Here is a 17,967-nt window from a genome sequence, read left to right as displayed (position 1 = left end):
CGACCCGGATCCCCCCGGCATGCCTTCGACCGGATCGACCTCCGTGCCGATCCATCCCCCCACGAAGACAAGGACGTTCCCATGAAGCGTTCCCTCGTACGCCGACCGGCCGCGGCCGTGCTCGCGCTCGCGTTCACCCTCGCCGCGACGGCCTGCGCCGCCGACGACGGCAACGACGGCGGCTCCACCAAAGGCGCCATCAAGGTCGGTTCGATCAACGGAATCACGGGGCTGTTCCAGACCCCCGAGGTCCCGCAGGCGGTCAAGGCCGTCTTCGACGAGGTCAACGCGGCCGGCGGGATCAACGGCCGCAAACTCGAACTGATCAGCAAAGACGACGCGATGAATCCGCAGCGCTCCACGGAGAACGAGGTCGAACTCGTGCAGTCCAAGGGCGTGGTCGCCCTGGTCGGCTCCTCCAGCGCGGTCGACTGCGGGGTCAACCGCGCCGCGTACAAGACCGCGAAGATCGTCTCCATCCCGGCCGTCGGCGTCGACCCCGCGTGCTTCAACAGCCCCGACATCGCCCCGGTCAACCCCGGCCCGTTCAAACTGCTCACCGCGATGCTCTACTACGCCTCCGAGACGCTGCACCACGACAAGGTCTGTCTCTACTACACGACCCTGCCCGGCAGCGGCGGCGGCATCAGCGACGCGATCAAGGAGTGGGAGACCCTCACCGGCAAACAACTCGCCGCCAAGGACACCGCCGTCGGCGAAGGCGACCCCACCCCGCACCTGATCGCCGCCAAGCAGGCCGGCTGCCAGGCCGTGCTCTACAACGCGCAGGTCGGCCCCTGGTTCGCCCAGGCGCAGACCCAGGGCATGCAAAACGTCGACTTCATCATGGGCGCGAACAGCTACACCGACGCCAACGCCAAGCTGGTGCCCTCGGGCATGCGGGCCTACGTCGGCACCGAATGGCAGCCGTACACCGACACCACCCTGCCGGGCAACGCGCGCTGGGCCGAACTGATGGACAAGCGCGGCATCCAGCGCACCGCGTTCAGCCAGGGCGCGGTAATGGCCGCCGACGTCTTCGTCCAGGTGCTCAAGGGCATGAAGGGCGACATCACCCGCAAGACGGTCACCGAGGCGTTCAAGAAGATGAGCCCGATCGACTACCCGATGGTCGGCTCCCCCTGGGTGTTCGGCCCCGACGACAAGCACAACCCGGTCCAGGGCAGCCGGTTCGTCAAGGCCGTCGACGGCAAGTGGCAGGTACTGCCCGAAGGCTTCATCGTGCCGGGCAAGAAGTAGCCGCGCGGATCGCCCGAGAACGAGGTGTCGACATGCTGAACTCTGTGATCGCGGGCCTGAGCAGCGGCGGCGGCTACGCCCTGCTGGGACTGTGCGTGGTGTTGACCTACCGACTCGTGGCCGTGGTGAACTTCGCGATGGCCGCGGTCGGCGCGATGGGCGCCTTCACCATGGTGTCGCTGACCGACGACGGCCTGAACGTGTGGCCGGCGCTGCTCCTGGGCGTCGCGGTCAGCGCGGCGCTGTCCGGCGTGCTGGGTGCGGTGCTGATCCGCTGGTTCGGCGAGCACAACGAGCGCACCAAGGCCGCGGTGACGGTGGCCGTGTACGTCGCGGTGATGGCGGTGGGCCTGCGGCTGTTCGGCGCCACCTCCACCGGCGCGCGCCGCTTCCCCGCGCCCTTCGACGGGGCGGTGTTCCGGATCGGCGACGTGGTCGTGTCCTGGGCGGTGGTGGTTTCGCTCGCCTTCGCGGTGGCCATCACCGTCGGCGTCGAGGTGATGTTGCGCCGGACGCTGGTCGGGCTGCGCCTGCAGGCGTTGTCCGAGCGGCCCGGCACCGCCCAGGTGGTCGGCATCTCCGCGCCGCGCCTGGCCACCGCGGTGTGGGTGGCGATCGGCGCGCTGACCGCGCTGGTGATCATCCTGGTCGCGCCGCGTCTGGGCGGCGACTTCTCCACCCTGGGCAAGCTGATCGTCACCGCGCTCGCCGTCGCCATGGTCGGCGGGTTCCGCAATCTGCCGCTGACCCTGGGCGGCGGGCTGCTGCTCGGCTGCCTGGAAGGCGTCTCCGCCTCGTTGAGCGAGGTGCGCGAATACCGCGGCGTCATTCCCTTCCTGGTGATCCTGGTGCTGCTGTGGTGGCGCAGCCGGCACGAGGTGTGGGACACCGCGCACAGCCGATGACCCGGACCCGATGCGCGCACGGTCGACGACACAAAGAACCGGAGAGTGTTGATGATCATGGGAACCCGGGCCGTCCCGGACGGCTCCACCCGCGCCGCGGTGTTGCGCGTGCACGAGGAACCGCTGACCCTGGAGGAGATCGGGCTGCCCGAACGCTGCGAGCCCGGCGCGGTGTTGGTCCGGATCGGCTGCGCCACGCTGTGTGCCACCGACGTGCACCTGTGGCGCGGCGCGATGAGCTTCCCGGGCATGTTGCCGATGGTGCTGGGCCACGAGATGACCGGCACCGTCGAGGCGGTGGGGGTGGGCGCCACCGATGCGCTCGGCCGGGTGTTGCGGGTGGGCGATCGGATCGGCTGGTCCGAGTCCACGTGCGGGACCTGCTACGCCTGTACGGTGCTGCGCCGGCCGGTGGGGTGCGTGGACCGGGGCTACGGGTTCCGCCAGCGCGCGGACCAATGGCCCTACGCCACGGCCGGGTTGGCCGAGTTCGCCTATGTCGGGCCGCGCGCGGAGAAGGTGGTGATCCCGGACGATGTGCCGGACACCTGGGCCGCGTGCGCGGGATGCGCGGTCAAGACCGTGCTGCACGCGTTCGACCGGGCCGGCGGGGTGCGGCCCGGGGCGTCGGTGGTGGTACAGGGCGCCGGGGCGCTCGGCATCGTGGCCGGGGCGATGGCGCGGGCCGGCGGGGCCCGGACGGTGATCACGATCGGCGCGCCCGAGGCCCGGCTCGACCTGGCCCGGGAGTTCGGCGCGGACCTGACGCTGGGCCTGGCGGTCGACGCGGCCGAGCGGCGCGAGGCGGTACGTGAGGCCACCGGGGGGCGCGGCGCGGACCTGGTGTTGGACCTGGCCGGGGCGCCGGGGGTGGGCGCGGAGGCGGTCGATCTCGCCGCGTTCGGCGGCACGTTCGTGATCGTCGGCAGTACCGGTCCAACCCCGGAGCGGTTGCCGCTCGGGACCGTGATGGGCAAGGAACTGAACGTCGTCGGCTCGCTCAACGGCGATGTCGGCGACTACCACCGGGCCGTCGAGTTCCTGCGCGACTTCAGTGACCGGTTCGCGTGGGATCGGCTGTTCGCCGCTCCGGTCGGGCTGTCGGGCGCGACCGACGCGCTCGCGGCGATGCATCGGCAGGAGCAGGTCAAGGCGGTCGTGCACCCCTGGCTGCCGTGACGTCCCGTATGTCCCCGAGATCGATGGCCCGCGAGGATGTTCGCGGTGCCGAAAGGACCATTGCAATGGGTGAGACTTCGAAGGACTCGGCGTCGGTGGCTGCGGCGTCGGAGGCCGGCGGGCGGAGTGCGGGCTCCGACGCGATCGTGCCGCGGCGTCGGTTGGGTGCGGACGGGCCGCAGGTGCCGCTGTTGTCGTTGGGGTCGTGGCACACCTACGACCGGATGGACTTCCACGACGCGGTGGACCTGGTCACGCAGGCGGTGGAGTGGGGGGTCAACCTCTTCGACGTCGCGGTGTACGGGATTCCCGGGCAGCGGCCGGTGTTCACCGACGTGTTGTTCTCGGCGATCGTGCGGGCGGCGGGACTGGCCCGTACGGACTACCAGTTGTCGACCAAGATCTGGTTGGAGGGGTATCCCGCGCAGTCGTTGCGCGAGCAGGTGGAGCGGGCGATGTTCCGGGCCGGGACGGACCATGCCGACCTGGCGATCCTGGGGGACATCCGGGATCCGGATCTGGATCTGGCCCGACTGGCGGGGGATCTGGCCGAGTTGGAGAAGAGCGGGCTGATCGGGCACTGGGGGGTGAACAACTGGTCGGCGACCGCGATTCGGACCATCGGGGGGCATGCGCTCGCCGCCGGGTCGCCGGGGCCCCAGGTGGCGCAGCTCAAGTACAGCCCGTGCCGGCGCTCGATCGCGGACGGTGCACCGTTCGCGGAACTGTTCGCGGCGGGGCTGTCGTTGCAGGCGTCCGATGTCCTGGAGGGTGGGATTCTGGCGGGCAAGGTGGCGCCGGCGCGGGAGATCGGGCGGGATCCGGGTGGGGTGCGGGAGCGGATCATCGCCTCCGCGCCCGGGATCGCCGAGGTGGCGGCGGATCTGGGCGCGACGGCGGCGCAGGTGTGCGTGGCGTTCGCGCTGTCGCATCCGGCGACGGTGAGTGTGCTGTTCGGCGCGACGAAGGTGTCGCAACTGGCCGACAACATCGGGGGGTTGCGGCTGCTGGAGCGGGTCGGGGCGACGGCGTTGCGGGCGCGCCTTGTGCCGTTTTACGCGGACCGCGAGGTGGTGTCCGCGGAGGGGCCGTGAGCGTTCGGCCGACGCCGGGTGTCGGTTGACCTGGGTTGGCCTCAAACGCCGGCCGGGCTGTGGGGGGTTCGGTTGACGTTTGGTGTCGGTTGACTTGGGTTGGCCTCAAACGCCGGCCGGGCTGAAGGGGGAGTCCGGCCGGCGTTGGGTGTCGGTTGACTTGGGTTGGCCTCAAGCGCCGGCCGGGCTGAAGGGGGGAGTCTGGCCGGCGTTGGGTGTCGGTTGGGTTGGGTTGGCCTCAAACGCCGGCCGGGCTGTGGGGGGTTCGGCCGGCGTTGGGTGTCGGTTGGGTTGGGTTGGCCTCAAGTGCCGGCTGGGCTGAAGGGGGGAGTCCGGCCCGCGTTTGGGGGTTGGTTGGGGTGGGGTGGCTTCGAGTGCCGGGCTGGGGTGAACAGGGGAGCCCGGGCGGTTTTGGGTGCCGGTCGGGGGGCAGGGTCAGGTGCCGGAGGCTGCCGGGTCGATGATGTCGGCGTCCACCCAGATGTCCGCCAGGGAGTCGCGGAGGGTGGTGCCGTGTTTGGTGATGAGGTCCAATGCCTTGAGGTTGTCCTGCCATTGGGACATGCGGCTGGCACCGAAGAGGACCGTGGCGACCGCCGGGTGGGTGAGGCAGAAGGCGATGGCCAGTTGGGCGGGTGTCGCGTCCAGCTCGGCTGCCGCTTGGGCGAGTTTCGGGTAGACCTCGCGGATGCGGTCGCGGAGGTTGCCGGGGTCGGCGCCGATCTTGCGCCGTGGGTGCAGGTTGCCGGCCAGGATGCCGCCCTCCAGGACGTCGGACGCCTGCAATGCCATCCCGTCGGCGAAGAGTTCGGCGAACGGCGCGCCCTCGGCCACCGCCCGGCGGGCCGGGCTGTACTTGAGTTGGGCGAACGTCGGCGGGGTCAGCCCCTCGGCGGCGGCGAACCGGCGGGCGGTCCACACGTCGCGCGCGGACCAGTTGTTGACGCCCCACGCGGTGAACCGGCCCACCGCGATCTGTTCGGCGACGTCGGCGACCACGGCCGGGATGGGCAATTCGCCGAAGAAGTCGCCGACCACGACCAGGTCGGCGCGATGTGTGCCGATCCGGTCCAGCGCGACGTCAAGTTGCTCGGCGAAGCCCTTTTTCGGGTATTCCCAGAGCCAGAGCTTGCCGCACAGCAGCCAGTCCTCGCGGGCCACGCCCGCCTCGCGGATCGCCTCCCCGAAGATCAGGTCCGTGCGGGCGTTCTCCGCGTGCGGGCCCATGTCGTAGTGCGCGACGTCGAACAATTCCACGCCGTGCGCCAGCGCGTCCAGGATCAGCGCGACGGCGTCGGCGGGCCGCATCCGGTCCCACGTGTTCCACGAGCCGAGGCCCAGGACCGGTACGTCGGGGCCGTGCGCGCCGAGGCGGCGACGGGGCACGGGGCTGCTGCCGGGGGAGCGCGTCACGGGTCCTCCACGAAGATCGGCATTGTTGATGGCATCGGTAATCATATAGCATTCCAGATACCAACTTCCTGCCCCTCGAGGAGATCCGCATGCCAGTTCCCTCGGACGCCCGGGCCGCGGTCGATCCGGCTCCCATCGTCGACGTCGCGATCGGATACATGGCCGCCAAGCAGCTGTTCGCGGCCGGCGAGGCCGGACTGTTCGCGGCCCTGGCCGACGGCCCCGCGCCGCTCGACGAGATCGTCGCCCGTACCGGACTGCCCGCGCGGACCGCACTGATCCTGGCCGACACCATGGTGGGCCTGGGCCTGTTGGAGCGCGGCGACGCCGGCTACGCCAACTCGCCCGCCACCGCGCACCATCTCGCCGGGTCGGGGGAGGGGGTGGACCTGCGCCCGTTCCTGACCTTCCTCGACGGCGTCAGCTACCCGCACTGGCTCGGCTTCGGCGAGACCTCGCGCACCGCCCGCCCCGCCCCGCTGGACCTCGGCGGCGACCGGCTCGGCACCTTCCTCGGCGGTGTGATGACCTACAACGCGCTGCACGCGGCGATGCTGGTCCGGTGCTACGACTTCGGCGGCCACCGGCGGGTCCTGGACCTGGCCGGGCTGTCCGGGTCGTTCCTGGCCGAGGCGTTGCGCGCGCACCCCGAGCTGTCCGCGACGTTCATGTCCGACGGCGACCTCGTCGGGCACGCGGAGAACACCCTGGCCGCCGCCGGCGTCGAGGACCGGGTCGAGGTGATCGGCGGCGATCCGCTGTCCGGCGAGGTGCCCACCGGGTTCGACCTGGTGCTGCTCGAACACGTGGTGCACCGCTTCGACACCGAGCACAATCGGCGGATCGTGGCGGCGGCGCGCAAGGCCGCCGAGCCTGGGGCCCGGCTGCTACTGCTCGACTTCTTCCTGGAGCCGACCGGGACGCCGCGCCTGATCGACACGCTGCACGCCGGGGAGTACCTGGTCATCGACGGCACCACGGTGTATCCGCGGGCCGAGGTCGAGGAATGGCTCGTCGAGGCCGGTTGGCACCCGGTGGACGTGCTCGAACTGCCCGGCAGCCCCCGGGTGATCGTGGCGGAGGCCCGATGACCGCCCCGGACGCGCGGCCGGGGCGGGTGGTCGTGGTCACCGGCGGCGCGAGCGGGATCGGCGCGGCCGTCGCCCGGGCCTTCGCCGAGGGCGGCGACCGGGTCGTGATCGCCGACATCGACGCCGCCGCGGCCGACAAGGTGGCCGGGGAGATCGGCGGCACCGCGGTCGCGATGGACATCACCGACCCCGCGTCGGTGGCCGCGGCCCTGGATCGGGTGCTCGTCGAGGTGGGCCCGCTCGCGGTCCTGGTCAACAACGCCGGCCTGGTCGCGGGCGGCGGACTCCTGGTCGACCTGCCGATCGAGGTGTTCGACACCGTGGTGGCGGTCAACCTGCGCGGTACGTTCACCGTCACCGCGGCGGCGGCCCGCCGGATGATCGCCGAGGACGCGGGCGGGGCGATCGTCAACATCAGCTCGATCGGCGCCCGGCAACCCACCGCCGGCCTCGGCCACTACGAGGCCACCAAGGCCGCGGTGGACGCGCTCACCCGCACCGGCGCGATCGAGCTGGCCCCGCACCGCATCCGGGTCAACGGCGTGGCGCCCGGCCCGGTGCACACCCCGATGACGGCCGGCCTGATGGACGACCCGCAGGCCCGGCAGGCGTGGGAGTCCCGGATCCCGCTCGGCCGCATCGCGGTCCCCGAGGACGTCGCCCCGCTCGCGGTGTTCCTGGCCTCACCCGCCGCCGCGCACATCACCGGCACGATCGTCCAGGTCGACGGCGGCCAACTGCTGGTCTGAGCCCGGCCACGGCGACCGGGAGCCACTCCCGGTCGCCGTGCCGCCGGCCGCGCGCGGGCGGACACGCCGCCCGGGTGCGGACGGCCGGCGCCCGTGCGCCGATAGACTCGCGCCTCATGCACACAGACCTGTCGTCCGCCGGCGCCTGGACGCCGCCGCGCGATGTTCCGGGAGATCGCGCGGGAACCGGATCGTGGTAGAGACCTTCGCGAGGATCGTCGTCGTCGTTCCCACCTACAACGAGCGGGAGAACCTGCCCGTTCTGGTCGGCCTGCTCGCGGAGTCGGGCCTGCCGAACCTGCACGTGCTCGTGGTGGACGACAACTCGCCCGACGGGACCGGCGAGGTGGCGGACAAGCTCGCCACGGAGTCCTCGGGGTTCGTCGGGGTGTTGCACCGCAAGGAGAAGGACGGGCTGGGCCGCGCCTACGTCGCGGGGATCACCCGCGCGCTGGACGAGGGCGCCGACGTGGTGATCCAGATGGACGCCGACCTGTCGCACCCCGTCGCGGTGATCCCGACCATGCTCGACACGCTGCGCACCGGCGACGCCGCCGTGGTGATCGGCTCGCGGTACGTGCGCGGCGGCTCGACCGCCGCGGAGTGGGCCTGGTACCGCAAGGTCCTGTCGACGTGGGCGAACCACTATGTCAACGCCATCCTGCGGCTGGGCGTGAAGGACGCCACCGCCGGGTTCAAGGCGTGGCGGGCGTCGGCGCTGCGGGCGATCGACCTGCCGTCGATCCACAGCAACGGATACTCGTTCCAGGTCGAGATGAACCACCGCACGGTCAAGCGCGGGCTGCGGATCGTCGAGGTGCCGATCCGCTTCGAGGAACGGGCCGAGGGCGCGTCGAAGATGAGCCTGGCCGTGCAGATCGAATCCGCCCTGACGCCATGGAAGTTGCGCTTCGGGCGCAAGGTCGGCTGACGGCGCGACCTCGCTCCGGCCGCGGCCGGCGTACCCGGGCCCCGGCCGAACCGGCCGGGGCTTTCGGCGCCCCGCGGCCGGTCCGAACGGGGCTTCGGCCGCTACGGCGTCCCGGTCTTGGCCTGGTGCAGGGCCGCCGCGGTGGCGATCTTGTGGGCGCAGGCCGCGCGTTCGATCTCCCCGGGGTCGGCGCCGGCGCCGATCAGGTCGAGCAGGTGCTCGTGTTCGCGCACCGAGGTGCGAGCCCGGCCGGGGACGTAGGTGAAGGTCGAGCGGCGCATGTGGTCCAGGCGGGCCCACTCGGATTCGAGCAGCGCGTTCAGGTGCCGATCGGGGCAATGCGCGTAGAGCGAGAAATGGAACCTCCGGTTGAGCGCGGTGAACGCGGTCGGGTCGAAGTCGGCCAGCGCCTCGATCATCCGGTCGTTGATCGCCCTCGCCTCGGCGATGTTCTCGGGGCTCATCAGCGGCGCCGAGATCGCCGTCGCGTAGCCCTCCAGGCGGGCCAGCACGTTGAGCGAGTGCTCGACCTGCGAGCGGTCGAACACGGCGACCCGGGCGCCGACGTTGCGGACGATCTCCACCAGGCCGTCGGACTGGAGCCTGCGTACCGCCTCGCGCAGCGGGATGGTGCTGACTCCCGCCTCGCGGGCGAGCTGGTCGAACACCAGCCGGTACCCGGGGCCGTAGGTGCCGTCCAGGATCCGGCCGCGCAGCAGCTCGTAACACATCTCCGACTTGGACGACTTCGACGCTTTGCTCGCGGCGGTTGCCTTTGCGGGGCTCAACTACGGTCTCCTCAGTCTCGACCGGACACGGTCGCGGGCCGGGACACGGTGTCCCGGCCCGGTGTCATCCGGTGCGGCGCGGTATGCGGCGGGTGGGTCAGCGGCCGACGGCCGACACGGCCAAACCCTGGAAGTTGGGGCTGACCAGGACGCCGTGGTGGTCGCCGGTCACCACGACCATGCGTGATCCGGCCGCCGCCGCGACCAACGCGTCGATGTCCCGGGTCATCGGGTCGTCGGTACCCACCACGAACCACGGCGGGGTGTGGCCGGCCCACGGCGTGGGCTCGAAGGGTGTGCTCCGCAGGCCCTCGACACACGTGACCAGCCCGTCGGCGCGGTCGCCCTCGGCGCGGATCAGGCCCGCGATCATCCCGGTGAGCGGATCGGCCGTGGTCGCCTCGCCGCGTACGACCCGGCGCAGTTCCGCGACGTCCACGGCGGCGAACGGCTCGACCGGGCTCATGCCGCCGAACGCCACGCGACCCACCCGCTCCGGCGCGCGTTCGGCCAATGCCCAGATCAGCCGGGCGCCGAGGGAGTAGGCGATGATGTCGACCCGCTCCGCGCCGTACGCGTCGAGCACGGCGAGCAGATCGTCGACGGTGGTGTTCGCGTCCGCCTCGTCGCCGCTCGTCGGGGCCGGACTGGCGCCGTGTCCGCGCAGGTCCGGCGCGATCACGGTGCGGCCGGCGTCGATCAGCGCCGTCACCATGCCCGTCTCCAACCAGGAGCGGCGAGCGTCGGAACAGAATCCGTGCACGAGCAGCACCGGGGGTTGCTCGGACTCCCCGACGTCTTCGCAGGGCCCGACGCTTGGATAGGTGGTGACGGCGAGAGGCTGCCGTGTGCGCATCCTACTTCTCCACTCGACTATTTCGGATACGATTTCGGATCTTACACCAGGGGTGGATGCTCACGGTGGGGACCCCACCTGCGGCGATGTGTCGCGCGCGAACGAGAAGCCGTCGGCACCGACCGTCACCTCCGCCTCGTGGTTCTCCTCCCGGGCGAACACCGGCTGCGGCTTCCCGGCCAGGTCCAGCACGGTGGACGCCTCCGCGTACCAGGACGGCACCACCGGATTGCCCCACCAGTCGCGCCGCTGGTTGTCCCGCACGTCCCAGGACAGCACCGGGTGGTCTGGATCCCCGGTGTAGTAGTCGGTGGTGTAGATCTCCACGCGGTGCAGATCCGGATCACGCACGTACACGTAGAACGCGTTGGACACCCCGTGCCGCCCCGGACCACGCTCGATGTGCGCCGATCGGCGCCGGGCGCCCAGCAGATCGCATACATGCAGCACCTGGCCGCGCTCGTGGGTGCTGAACGCGATGTGGTGCAGCCGGGGTCCGTCGCCGCCGGTCAGCGCGATGTCGTGCACCGTGTCCTTGCGGTGCAGCCAGGACGCGTACAGCGTGTCGTCCGCGCCCCGGATGTCCTCGGTCACCCGAAAACCCAGGTCCCGGTAGTAGCGCTCGGCCCGCGCCACGTCCGGCACCACGATGTTGAAGTGGTCGAGCCGGGCGATCGCGCCCGCGCCGTGCAGGTCGTAGCTCTGATGCAGGCGCGGCACGTGCTCGGCCGCGTAGAAGAACTCCAGCGGGAACCCCAGCGGGTCCAGTACCCGTACCGCCCGGCCGATCCCCCGGGTGGCGCCCGCCGCGCGGCGCTCCACCGGCACGCCCAGGGCCCGGTAGTAGCGCTCGGCCGCGTCGACCTCGCCGGGCGAGCGTACCCGGTACGCGAGCGCGGCCAGCGCCGGATTCTCGCCGCGGCGCAGCACCAGCGAGTGGTGCAGGTACTCCTCGAAGGCGCGCAGGTACACCGCCTCCTCGTCCTCGTGGGTGACCACCAGGCCGAGCAGGTCGACGTAGAACTCCCGGGACGCGGCGGGATCGGTGACGATCAGCTCGGCGTAGGCGGCCCGGACGATGTCGGGCGGGGGTATCGCCCCCGGCACGGGCACGGGCACGGGGGTGCCGGGGCGGACGGTGGGCACGGGCGGCGGGGGCGGAACGGCGGGAGTGGGCATGAGGCTCTCCTCCTGTTCGACGCGCTGTTCGGTTCGAGAGGTCGTGCGGCAACCGGTGTCCGCAAATCGTGCGGAACCGGTTTCGAGAGCTGTGCGGAACCTAGCAAGCGAGCGACCTGCGCGGATACGGCCGGGGACGAACCGACGGCCGGATCGCGTGAGGTCCCCCGATCGTCACGCGGCGCCGAACCGGGCGGTGTGCAGCGGCGCCATGGCCACGTGTACCGCCTGCTGCGTCGTGTAGAAGTCGATCGAGCGGTGGCCGCCCTCGTGCCCCAGGCCGGATGCCTTGATCCCGCCGAAGGGGGTGCGCAGATCCCGCACGTTGTGCGAGTTGATCCACACCATCCCGGACTCGACCCGGTGTGCCACCCGGTGGGCGCGGCGGATGTCGTTGGTCCACACGTAGCCGGCCAGGCCGTAGTCGACCGCGTTGGCCAGCTCCACCGCGTGCGCCTCGTCGTCGAACGGGGTCAGCGCCACGACGGGGCCGAAGATCTCCTCCCGGAAGATCCGGGCATCGGCCGGCACGTCGCGAAACACCGTGGGCGCGAGGTAGTTGCCCGTCGGCAGATGTGCGGGGCGACCGCCGCCGGCGACCAGGCGCGCCTCGGTGCGACCCGCCTCGACATACGCCAACACCCGCTCGTAGTGCTCCGGATGCACCAGCGCGCCGACCTCGGTGGCCGGATCCGCCGGGGGACCGACCACGATCCGCTCGGCCCGTGCGGCGAAGCGCTCGACGAACTCCTCGTACACCCCGCGCTCGACCAGAATCCGCGAACCGGCCGTGCAGCGTTCGCCGTTGAGCGAGAACACGCCGAACAGCGCGGCGTCGATCGCGTCGTCCAGGTCGGCGTCGGCGAAGACGATCACCGGTGACTTGCCGCCCAGTTCCATCGACAACCCCTTCAGGTGTCGGGCGGCGGCGGCGAAGATGGTGCGCCCGGTGGTGGTCTCCCCGGTGAACGAGATCAGCGGCACGTCGGGGTGCTCCACCAGCGCCGCGCCCGCCTCCTCGCCGATTCCGCCGACCAGGTTGAACACACCTCGGGGCAGGCCCGCCTCGGTGAGGATGTCGGCCCACAACGACGCGGACAGCGGGGTGAATTCGGCGGGCTTGAGCACCACGGTGCAGCCGGCCGCCAGAGCCGGCGCCAGCTTCCACGACTCCAGCATGAACGGCGTGTTCCACGGCGTGATCAGTCCGGCGACGCCGACCGGTCGGCGGTGCACATAGTTGAGTTGGCGGCCCGGCACCTGATATGCCTCGTCGGTTTGACCGACGATCAGATCCGCGAAGAAGCGGAAGTTCTCGGCGGCGCGCTGCGCCTGGCCGAGTGCCTGGGTGATCGGCAGGCCGGTGTCGAAGGTCTCCAGTTCGGCCAGCCGCGCATCGCGCCGCTCGACCTCGTCGGCGATGCGGTTGAGCACCACGGCCCGTTCCCTGGCGGGCAGTCGCGGCCACGGCCCGGTGGTGAACGCGCGGCGGGCGGCGGCCACCGCGGCGGCCACGTCGGCGGCCTTGCCCGCAGCGGCGGTGGCGTAGGGCAGGTTCGACGCCGGGGCGCAGACCTCGAACGTGGCGCCGTCCAGGGAGTCGACGTGCCGGCCGTCGATGAAGTGACGCAGCCGGGTGGGCAGCCCGGCGGGCACCTCGGCGGGCTCGACGGGCGTCGTCGTGGTGGTGCTCATGCGGATTCTCCAAGGACGGGGTCGGTCAGCAGGTCGAACCGGCTCTGCGCGAGGGCGGATACGGCGGTTCGGCCGGATTCGGACAGCGGCAGCAGCGGGGGGCGGACCAGGTCGGAGCCGAGCAGGCCGCGCCGGTGCATCAGCCACTTCGCCGGCGCCGGGTTGGTCTCCACGAACAGCAGGTCCACCAACGGCTGTACGGCGTAGTGCAGTTCGCGGGCCCGACCGAGGTCGCCCTGCTGATACGCCTCGTACATCTCGGCCACCGCGGCGGGCGCGATGTTGGCGAGCGCGGAGACGAAGCCCGCGCCGCCGAGGGTCAGCACGGGCAGGCACAGGAGTTCGATGCCGGACCAGACCAGGAGTTCGGGGCCGGCGGCCTCCATCACCCGGGAGAAGTGTTCGAAGTCCCTGGTGGTCTCCTTGATGCCGACGATGTTCTCGTGCGCGCGGAAGAGCCGGGCCACGGTCTGCGGATCGATGTCCACCGCCGTGCGGCTCGGCACGTTGTAGATCACCACCGGCAGGTCGGGGTATTCGCGGGCGACGGTGGCGTACCAGGAGAACAGCGCGTCCTGGGTGGGGCGCGCGTAGTAGGGGGTGATCACCAGCACCGCGTCGGCGCCCGCGTCCCGGGCGACGCCGGTCAACTCCAGCGTCTCCTCCAGCTTGGCCGACCCGGTGCCCGGCAAAAACGGTGCCCGGTCGTCGAGTTCGTCGGCGACCACCCGGATCGCCTCGGCCCGCTCGGCCAGGGTCTGTGCGGACGGCTCGCCGGTCGAGCCGCCGAGCGAGATCCCGTGCGAGCCGGCCGCGAGCTGCCAGCGCACCAGGCGGCGCAGTGTGGCGGTGTCGAGGGCGCCGTCGGCGGTGAAGGGGGTGACCAGCGGCGCGATCGAGCCGCGGATCAGGGACGGATCGGCGCGGTACTTCATCGATACTCCTCGCGGGTGATGGGCGAAGCCGGGTCGTGGGTGGGCGGCAGCGCGGCCCGCCAGGCGCGGTAGGCGGGCTCCCAGTCGGGGCCGATGGGGTACAGGCCGGCCAACGCGGCGCCCCGGGAGACCTGTTCGGTGATGAAGCGCTCGCGCGCCTCCTGCTCCTCGGCGGCGGCCAGGACCTCGGTCACCAGGGCGGGCGGGATCACCACCGCGCCGTCGTCGTCGGCGACCACGACGTCGCCGACCTGTACGGTGGCGCCGCCGCAGGAGACGGTGACGTCGACGTCCCAGGGCACGTGCCGGCGGCCGAGCACGGCGGGGTGGGCGGCGGCGGCCAGTACGGGCAGGCCCAGGGCGGCGACGGCGGCGCTGTCGCGGACCGCGCCGTCGGTGACGATCCCGGCGGCGCCGAGCGTGCGGGCGCGCAGGGCCAGGATGTCGCCGAGGGTGCCCGCGGTGTCCACACCGCGGGCCTCCATGACCAGGACCTGGCCGGGTTCGAGGTTGTCGACGGCACGTTTTTGCGCGGTGTGGCCGTTGCCGTGGGCGGCGAACAGGTCCTTGCGGAACGGGATGTAGCGCAGGGTGCGGGCGGTGCCGACCAGGCGGGTGCCCGGGGTGAGCGGTCGTACGCCGTCGATGGAGACGGTGTCGAAGCCGCGGGCGCGCAACTGCACGCTGAGCGTGGCCACCGCGACCCGACCGAGCCGGGTGCGCAGGTCGTCGGTGAGCGCGAGGTCGGGCACGGTGCCGTGGGCGTCGGCGCGGGTGGCCGGGTCGACGCGCGGCGGGGTGCCCCAGTCGGCGAGCGCGGGGCCGGCGACCACGTCGGTGCGCAGCGGGCCGGTGGATCGGGTCGGGTCGTCGAGGCTGTCCACCTCGACCTCGATGCGTTGCCCGACCCCGGCCACACCGGCACCGGCCGGGGTGCCGGTCAGGATCACGTCGCCCACCTCCAGGGTGAGCAGCCGGGACAGGTCCGCGATCAGGTGGGCGAAGCCGAAGAGCAGGTTCGCGGTGGTGTCCTCCTGGACCAACTCGCCGTCCAGCCAGGTGCGTACCCGCAGCGCGTCGGGACGCAGCTCGGCCGCGGGCAGCAGGGTGGGCCCCAGCGGGGTGAAGCCGTCGCCGCCCTTGGAACGCACGTTGGCGCCCTTGTCCGCGTGCCGCAGGTCGTACAGACCGAGGTCGTTGGCGGCGGTGACCCAGCCGATGTGCGCCCAGGCGTCGGCCGGCGCCACCCGATGCGCGGCGCGGCCGACGACCAGGGCGATCTCGCCCTCGAAGCCCAGCAGTTCGACGCCCGCCGGGCGCTCCACGCGGCCGGATCCGGTGAGCGAGCTGCCGGGTTTGAGGAAGTAGGAGGCGTGCTCGGGGACACGGCCGCGTTGGCGGGCGCGGGAGGGGTAGTTCAGGTGTACGGCCAGCACCTTGCCGGGCCGCCGTCCCGTCGATGCGGTCACCGCGTCCTGCGTCACTCGCCACCGCCCTTCGTGCCTGGTACCGCCCGCCGGATCGGCGATGCCATCTCGGAACGTATATGATTCCGGATAGAATAATAGAGGTGATCTCGGTTCCACTGTCAACCACCCGGAGGGGCACGCTTGTTCGGTCGGGCGGGCAGGCAGGCGGGGGCGGCGGGAACGGCGCGGGCACGACGAGGACCCGGCCACCGAGGCAGCGGTCGGGTCGGTGCTGTCGGCGGTGGTCGGTTTCGCCGGCTCAGGGGACCTGGGAAGTAATGCCCGAGCCGGCCCCCGACCCCGGCCCGGGTTCGAGTGCGAGCGGGTTCGGACGAGCGCATCGAATCGGCCATACCCGGGCCGGGCGCGCGCCGGGGTACGCCGGATGCCGATGAGCGCGCTCCCACGGCCTGCGTCGGCCGGCTATCCTCCGGTGTCGGCGTGTTCGGGCTTGTGCGCTACCGGTGCCGGGGCGGAAAGTGGTGCGAGTGGGTGCCGGCTCCCCCCGTGGCCGGGCCCGCCGCGGCCCGGCGTCCGGCCCCCCGTCCGCCCGCCGGGCCGCCCCCATTCGTCCCGCGAGGCCGGCCGCGCAAGGCAGTCGCGACGCGGTCGCCCACTCAGGGCAGGATCGAGCGGGCGACGCGGAATCCCACATCGTCGACGCGGTAGCTCGGATGGCTGCGCCGACGGGCGCCGGCGCGCAGGCTCCAGTGTTCGTCGAACCAGCCGCCACCGCGCAACACCCGGTATTCGCCGTAGACTTCGGCGTCGTACACGTCCCAACACCAGTCCCAGACGTTGCCGAGCATGTCGTGCAGGCCCCACGGATTGGGCTGCTTGCCGCCCACGTCGTGGATGCGCTCCGCCGAGTTGGCGCGATACCAGGCGATGTCGTCGAGCGGGCCGTGATGCGGGCCGGTGGTTCCGGCGCGGCAGGCATACTCCCACTCGGCCTCGGTCGGCAGTCGGAAGCCGTCGGTCGAGGTGTCCCAGGCGACCGGCTCGACGCCCGCCGCGAGGTGGTACGCCGGGGTGAGGCCCTCGTGTACGGACAGGGCGTTGCAGAAGCGCACCGCGTCGTACCAGGACACGCCCTCGACCGGTAGCCGGTCCCCGACGGCGGCACTCGGGTGCTCGCCGGTGACCCGCGCGTACCGCGCCTGGGTGACCGGGAACACCGCGAGCCGGAACGGCGCGAGGTCGACCGACCAGCTGTGTTGCGTGCGCCGATCGGACAGGGTGACCCGTCCGGCGGGGAGGGGGACCATCGCGTCGTCCGCTGTCGCGTCCATGATCGAAAACCTAGCGGTGGCCGGCTCGCGTGCCGTCACGGGGCGGATCGCTCCGGCCTCGGTTCGTTCGGCCGTGCGAGGCATGGAGGCATTCGAGGCGAACAAACGTCCGGGTTCGAAGTCGGCGGGAGCGGGCAACAAGGGGCGCCATGAGCTGTGTGGATGCGATGAGGTCCCCGTCGTGGCGCGCGCTCACCCGATGGGGTGTCGCGCTCGGCCTGTGTGCCTGCCTGGCCGGTTCGGGGTGCGCGGACGAGGACGCCGGCGCGCCGCGGTCCAAGCCGGGACAGCCGATCGCGGCGGCGAACGCGCCCGCCGCGCCTGCCGCGCCGATTCCGGACGCCGTCCGGGAGCAGGCCGACGCGCAGATCCGGGCCGCCCGGCTGGGTGCGGAGCAGCAGGAGGCCGCCCGGATCGCGGCGAGTCGGGCCGCCGCCGCGCGGAAGTGGGGCCTGGCGGGGGCGCCGATCGCGGCACCCGCGCCGCCGGCCACACGGCCCGTGCTGAAGTCGGGTCCCGGCGTGACCCGCTACGGCGATCTCCCGCCGGTGGTGCACCGGGTGCCCACCGAGGACCGGGTGGTCTTCCTCACCGTCGACGACGGCGCGGAGAAGGACCCGAAGTTCGCCCGAATGGCCCGTGAACTGGGCGTGCCGTTCAGCGCGTTCGTCAGCGGCTATCTGGCTCGCGGCGGCTGGGACTACTTCCGGGGCCTGCACGAGCAGGGTGTCGCGGTGAACAACCACACGGTGAACCATTTGGACATGCGAAAGCTCGGCTACGCGCGCCAGCAGCAGGAGATCTGCGGGGAACAGGAGGCCGCCGAGCGCGAGATCGGCGTCGCGTCGCGGTTGTTCCGGCCGCCGTACGGGGAGTTCAACGAGGACACCCTGCGTGCGGCGCAGTCGTGCGGGATCGTGGCGCTTCCGATCTGGAACCAGGAGGCGTTCCCGGACCGGATCGAGTATCGCTACGACCACCGGCTCAAGCCGGGCGACATCATCCTCACCCACTTCCGGGGTCCCGGGCAGTGGAAGGGCGACATGGCCCAGATGTTGCGCCGCGTCGTGGACACGGCCACCGCGCAGGGCTTCGCCCTGGCTCGGTTGGACGACTACCTGTAGGGCGTGT

At 71.9% G+C, this 17,967-nt stretch carries 16 protein-coding genes; 8 read left to right on the top strand and 8 right to left on the bottom strand.

Features of this window, described 5'->3' with window-relative positions:
* Positions 1-81 precede the first annotated feature (81 nt).
* The 4 genes from ACWGR4_RS18030 (at position 82) to ACWGR4_RS18015 (ending at position 4,438) form a co-directional block, all read left to right on the top strand.
* Positions 82-1,260 (top strand): ABC transporter substrate-binding protein, encoded by a 1,179-nt coding sequence (locus ACWGR4_RS18030; protein ID WP_380002563.1) that lies wholly within the window; start codon positions 82-84, stop codon positions 1,258-1,260.
* Positions 1,261-1,292: 32 nt separating this feature from the next.
* A complete protein-coding gene (locus ACWGR4_RS18025) occupies positions 1,293-2,165 on the top strand; it encodes an ABC transporter permease subunit (RefSeq protein WP_380002561.1) in 873 nt (290 codons plus the stop codon).
* Between the two features lie 51 nt (positions 2,166-2,216).
* The gene (locus ACWGR4_RS18020) at positions 2,217-3,344 is read left to right on the top strand and encodes a zinc-binding dehydrogenase (protein ID WP_452132943.1); all 1,128 of its coding nucleotides are present in this window, start codon (positions 2,217-2,219) and stop codon (positions 3,342-3,344) included.
* Between the two features lie 65 nt (positions 3,345-3,409).
* Positions 3,410-4,438 (top strand): aldo/keto reductase, encoded by a 1,029-nt coding sequence (locus ACWGR4_RS18015; protein WP_452132944.1) that lies wholly within the window; start codon positions 3,410-3,412, stop codon positions 4,436-4,438.
* 435 nt (positions 4,439-4,873) lie between these two features.
* Here the strand turns inward: ACWGR4_RS18015 and ACWGR4_RS18010 are convergent, their stop codons facing one another.
* The gene (locus ACWGR4_RS18010; RefSeq protein WP_380002558.1) at positions 4,874-5,851 is read right to left on the bottom strand and encodes an aldo/keto reductase; all 978 of its coding nucleotides are present in this window, start codon (positions 5,849-5,851) and stop codon (positions 4,874-4,876) included.
* Positions 5,852-5,940: 89 nt separating this feature from the next.
* On the opposite strand from ACWGR4_RS18010, the gene ACWGR4_RS18005 reads away from it, so the two are divergent.
* The 3 genes from ACWGR4_RS18005 (at position 5,941) to ACWGR4_RS17995 (ending at position 8,622) form a co-directional block, all read left to right on the top strand.
* Positions 5,941-6,942 (top strand): methyltransferase, encoded by a 1,002-nt coding sequence (locus tag ACWGR4_RS18005; protein WP_380002557.1) that lies wholly within the window; start codon positions 5,941-5,943, stop codon positions 6,940-6,942.
* Positions 6,939-7,691, top strand: coding sequence for an SDR family NAD(P)-dependent oxidoreductase (locus ACWGR4_RS18000; protein ID WP_452134112.1), 753 nt, complete (start codon positions 6,939-6,941; stop codon positions 7,689-7,691). Before ACWGR4_RS18005 ends, ACWGR4_RS18000 begins: the two co-directional genes overlap by 4 nt.
* A 193-nt stretch (positions 7,692-7,884) precedes the next feature.
* Positions 7,885-8,622, top strand: coding sequence for a polyprenol monophosphomannose synthase (locus tag ACWGR4_RS17995; protein WP_380002555.1), 738 nt, complete (start codon positions 7,885-7,887; stop codon positions 8,620-8,622).
* Positions 8,623-8,723: 101 nt separating this feature from the next.
* Here the strand turns inward: ACWGR4_RS17995 and ACWGR4_RS17990 are convergent, their stop codons facing one another.
* The 7 genes from ACWGR4_RS17990 to ACWGR4_RS17960 all read right to left on the bottom strand — a co-directional run bounded on the left by ACWGR4_RS17990 (position 8,724) and on the right by ACWGR4_RS17960 (position 16,836).
* On the bottom strand, positions 8,724-9,410 hold the full coding sequence (locus ACWGR4_RS17990; protein ID WP_235619224.1) for a GntR family transcriptional regulator: 687 nt from the start codon (positions 9,408-9,410) through the stop codon (positions 8,724-8,726).
* 97 nt (positions 9,411-9,507) lie between these two features.
* Entirely contained in the window at positions 9,508-10,266 is a 759-nt protein-coding gene (locus tag ACWGR4_RS17985) for an alpha/beta fold hydrolase (protein ID WP_452132960.1), read from the bottom strand.
* A 60-nt stretch (positions 10,267-10,326) separates the two neighbouring features.
* Entirely contained in the window at positions 10,327-11,445 is a 1,119-nt protein-coding gene (hpaD, locus tag ACWGR4_RS17980; protein WP_452132961.1) for a 3,4-dihydroxyphenylacetate 2,3-dioxygenase, read from the bottom strand.
* A 174-nt stretch (positions 11,446-11,619) separates the two neighbouring features.
* Entirely contained in the window at positions 11,620-13,140 is a 1,521-nt protein-coding gene (gene hpaE / locus ACWGR4_RS17975) for a 5-carboxymethyl-2-hydroxymuconate semialdehyde dehydrogenase (RefSeq protein ID WP_452132962.1), read from the bottom strand.
* Complete coding sequence (gene dapA, locus ACWGR4_RS17970; protein WP_452132963.1) at positions 13,137-14,075, bottom strand: 4-hydroxy-tetrahydrodipicolinate synthase; 939 nt, start codon at positions 14,073-14,075, stop codon at positions 13,137-13,139. The genes hpaE and dapA overlap by 4 nt, the downstream gene beginning before the upstream one ends.
* Positions 14,072-15,544, bottom strand: coding sequence for a fumarylacetoacetate hydrolase family protein (locus tag ACWGR4_RS17965; RefSeq protein WP_380002549.1), 1,473 nt, complete (start codon positions 15,542-15,544; stop codon positions 14,072-14,074). The genes dapA and ACWGR4_RS17965 overlap by 4 nt, the downstream gene beginning before the upstream one ends.
* Before the next feature lie 617 nt (positions 15,545-16,161).
* The gene (locus ACWGR4_RS17960; protein ID WP_380002548.1) at positions 16,162-16,836 is read right to left on the bottom strand and encodes a formylglycine-generating enzyme family protein; all 675 of its coding nucleotides are present in this window, start codon (positions 16,834-16,836) and stop codon (positions 16,162-16,164) included.
* A 167-nt stretch (positions 16,837-17,003) separates the two neighbouring features.
* On the opposite strand from ACWGR4_RS17960, the gene ACWGR4_RS17955 reads away from it, so the two are divergent.
* Entirely contained in the window at positions 17,004-17,960 is a 957-nt protein-coding gene (locus ACWGR4_RS17955) for a polysaccharide deacetylase family protein (protein WP_452132964.1), read from the top strand.
* The last annotated feature ends 7 nt before the right edge of the window (positions 17,961-17,967 follow it).

This window comes from Embleya sp. NPDC055664, assembly GCF_053618075.1.
The sequence above is the reverse complement of the archived record's forward strand: the minus strand, read 5'-3'. Positions and strand labels throughout refer to the sequence as shown.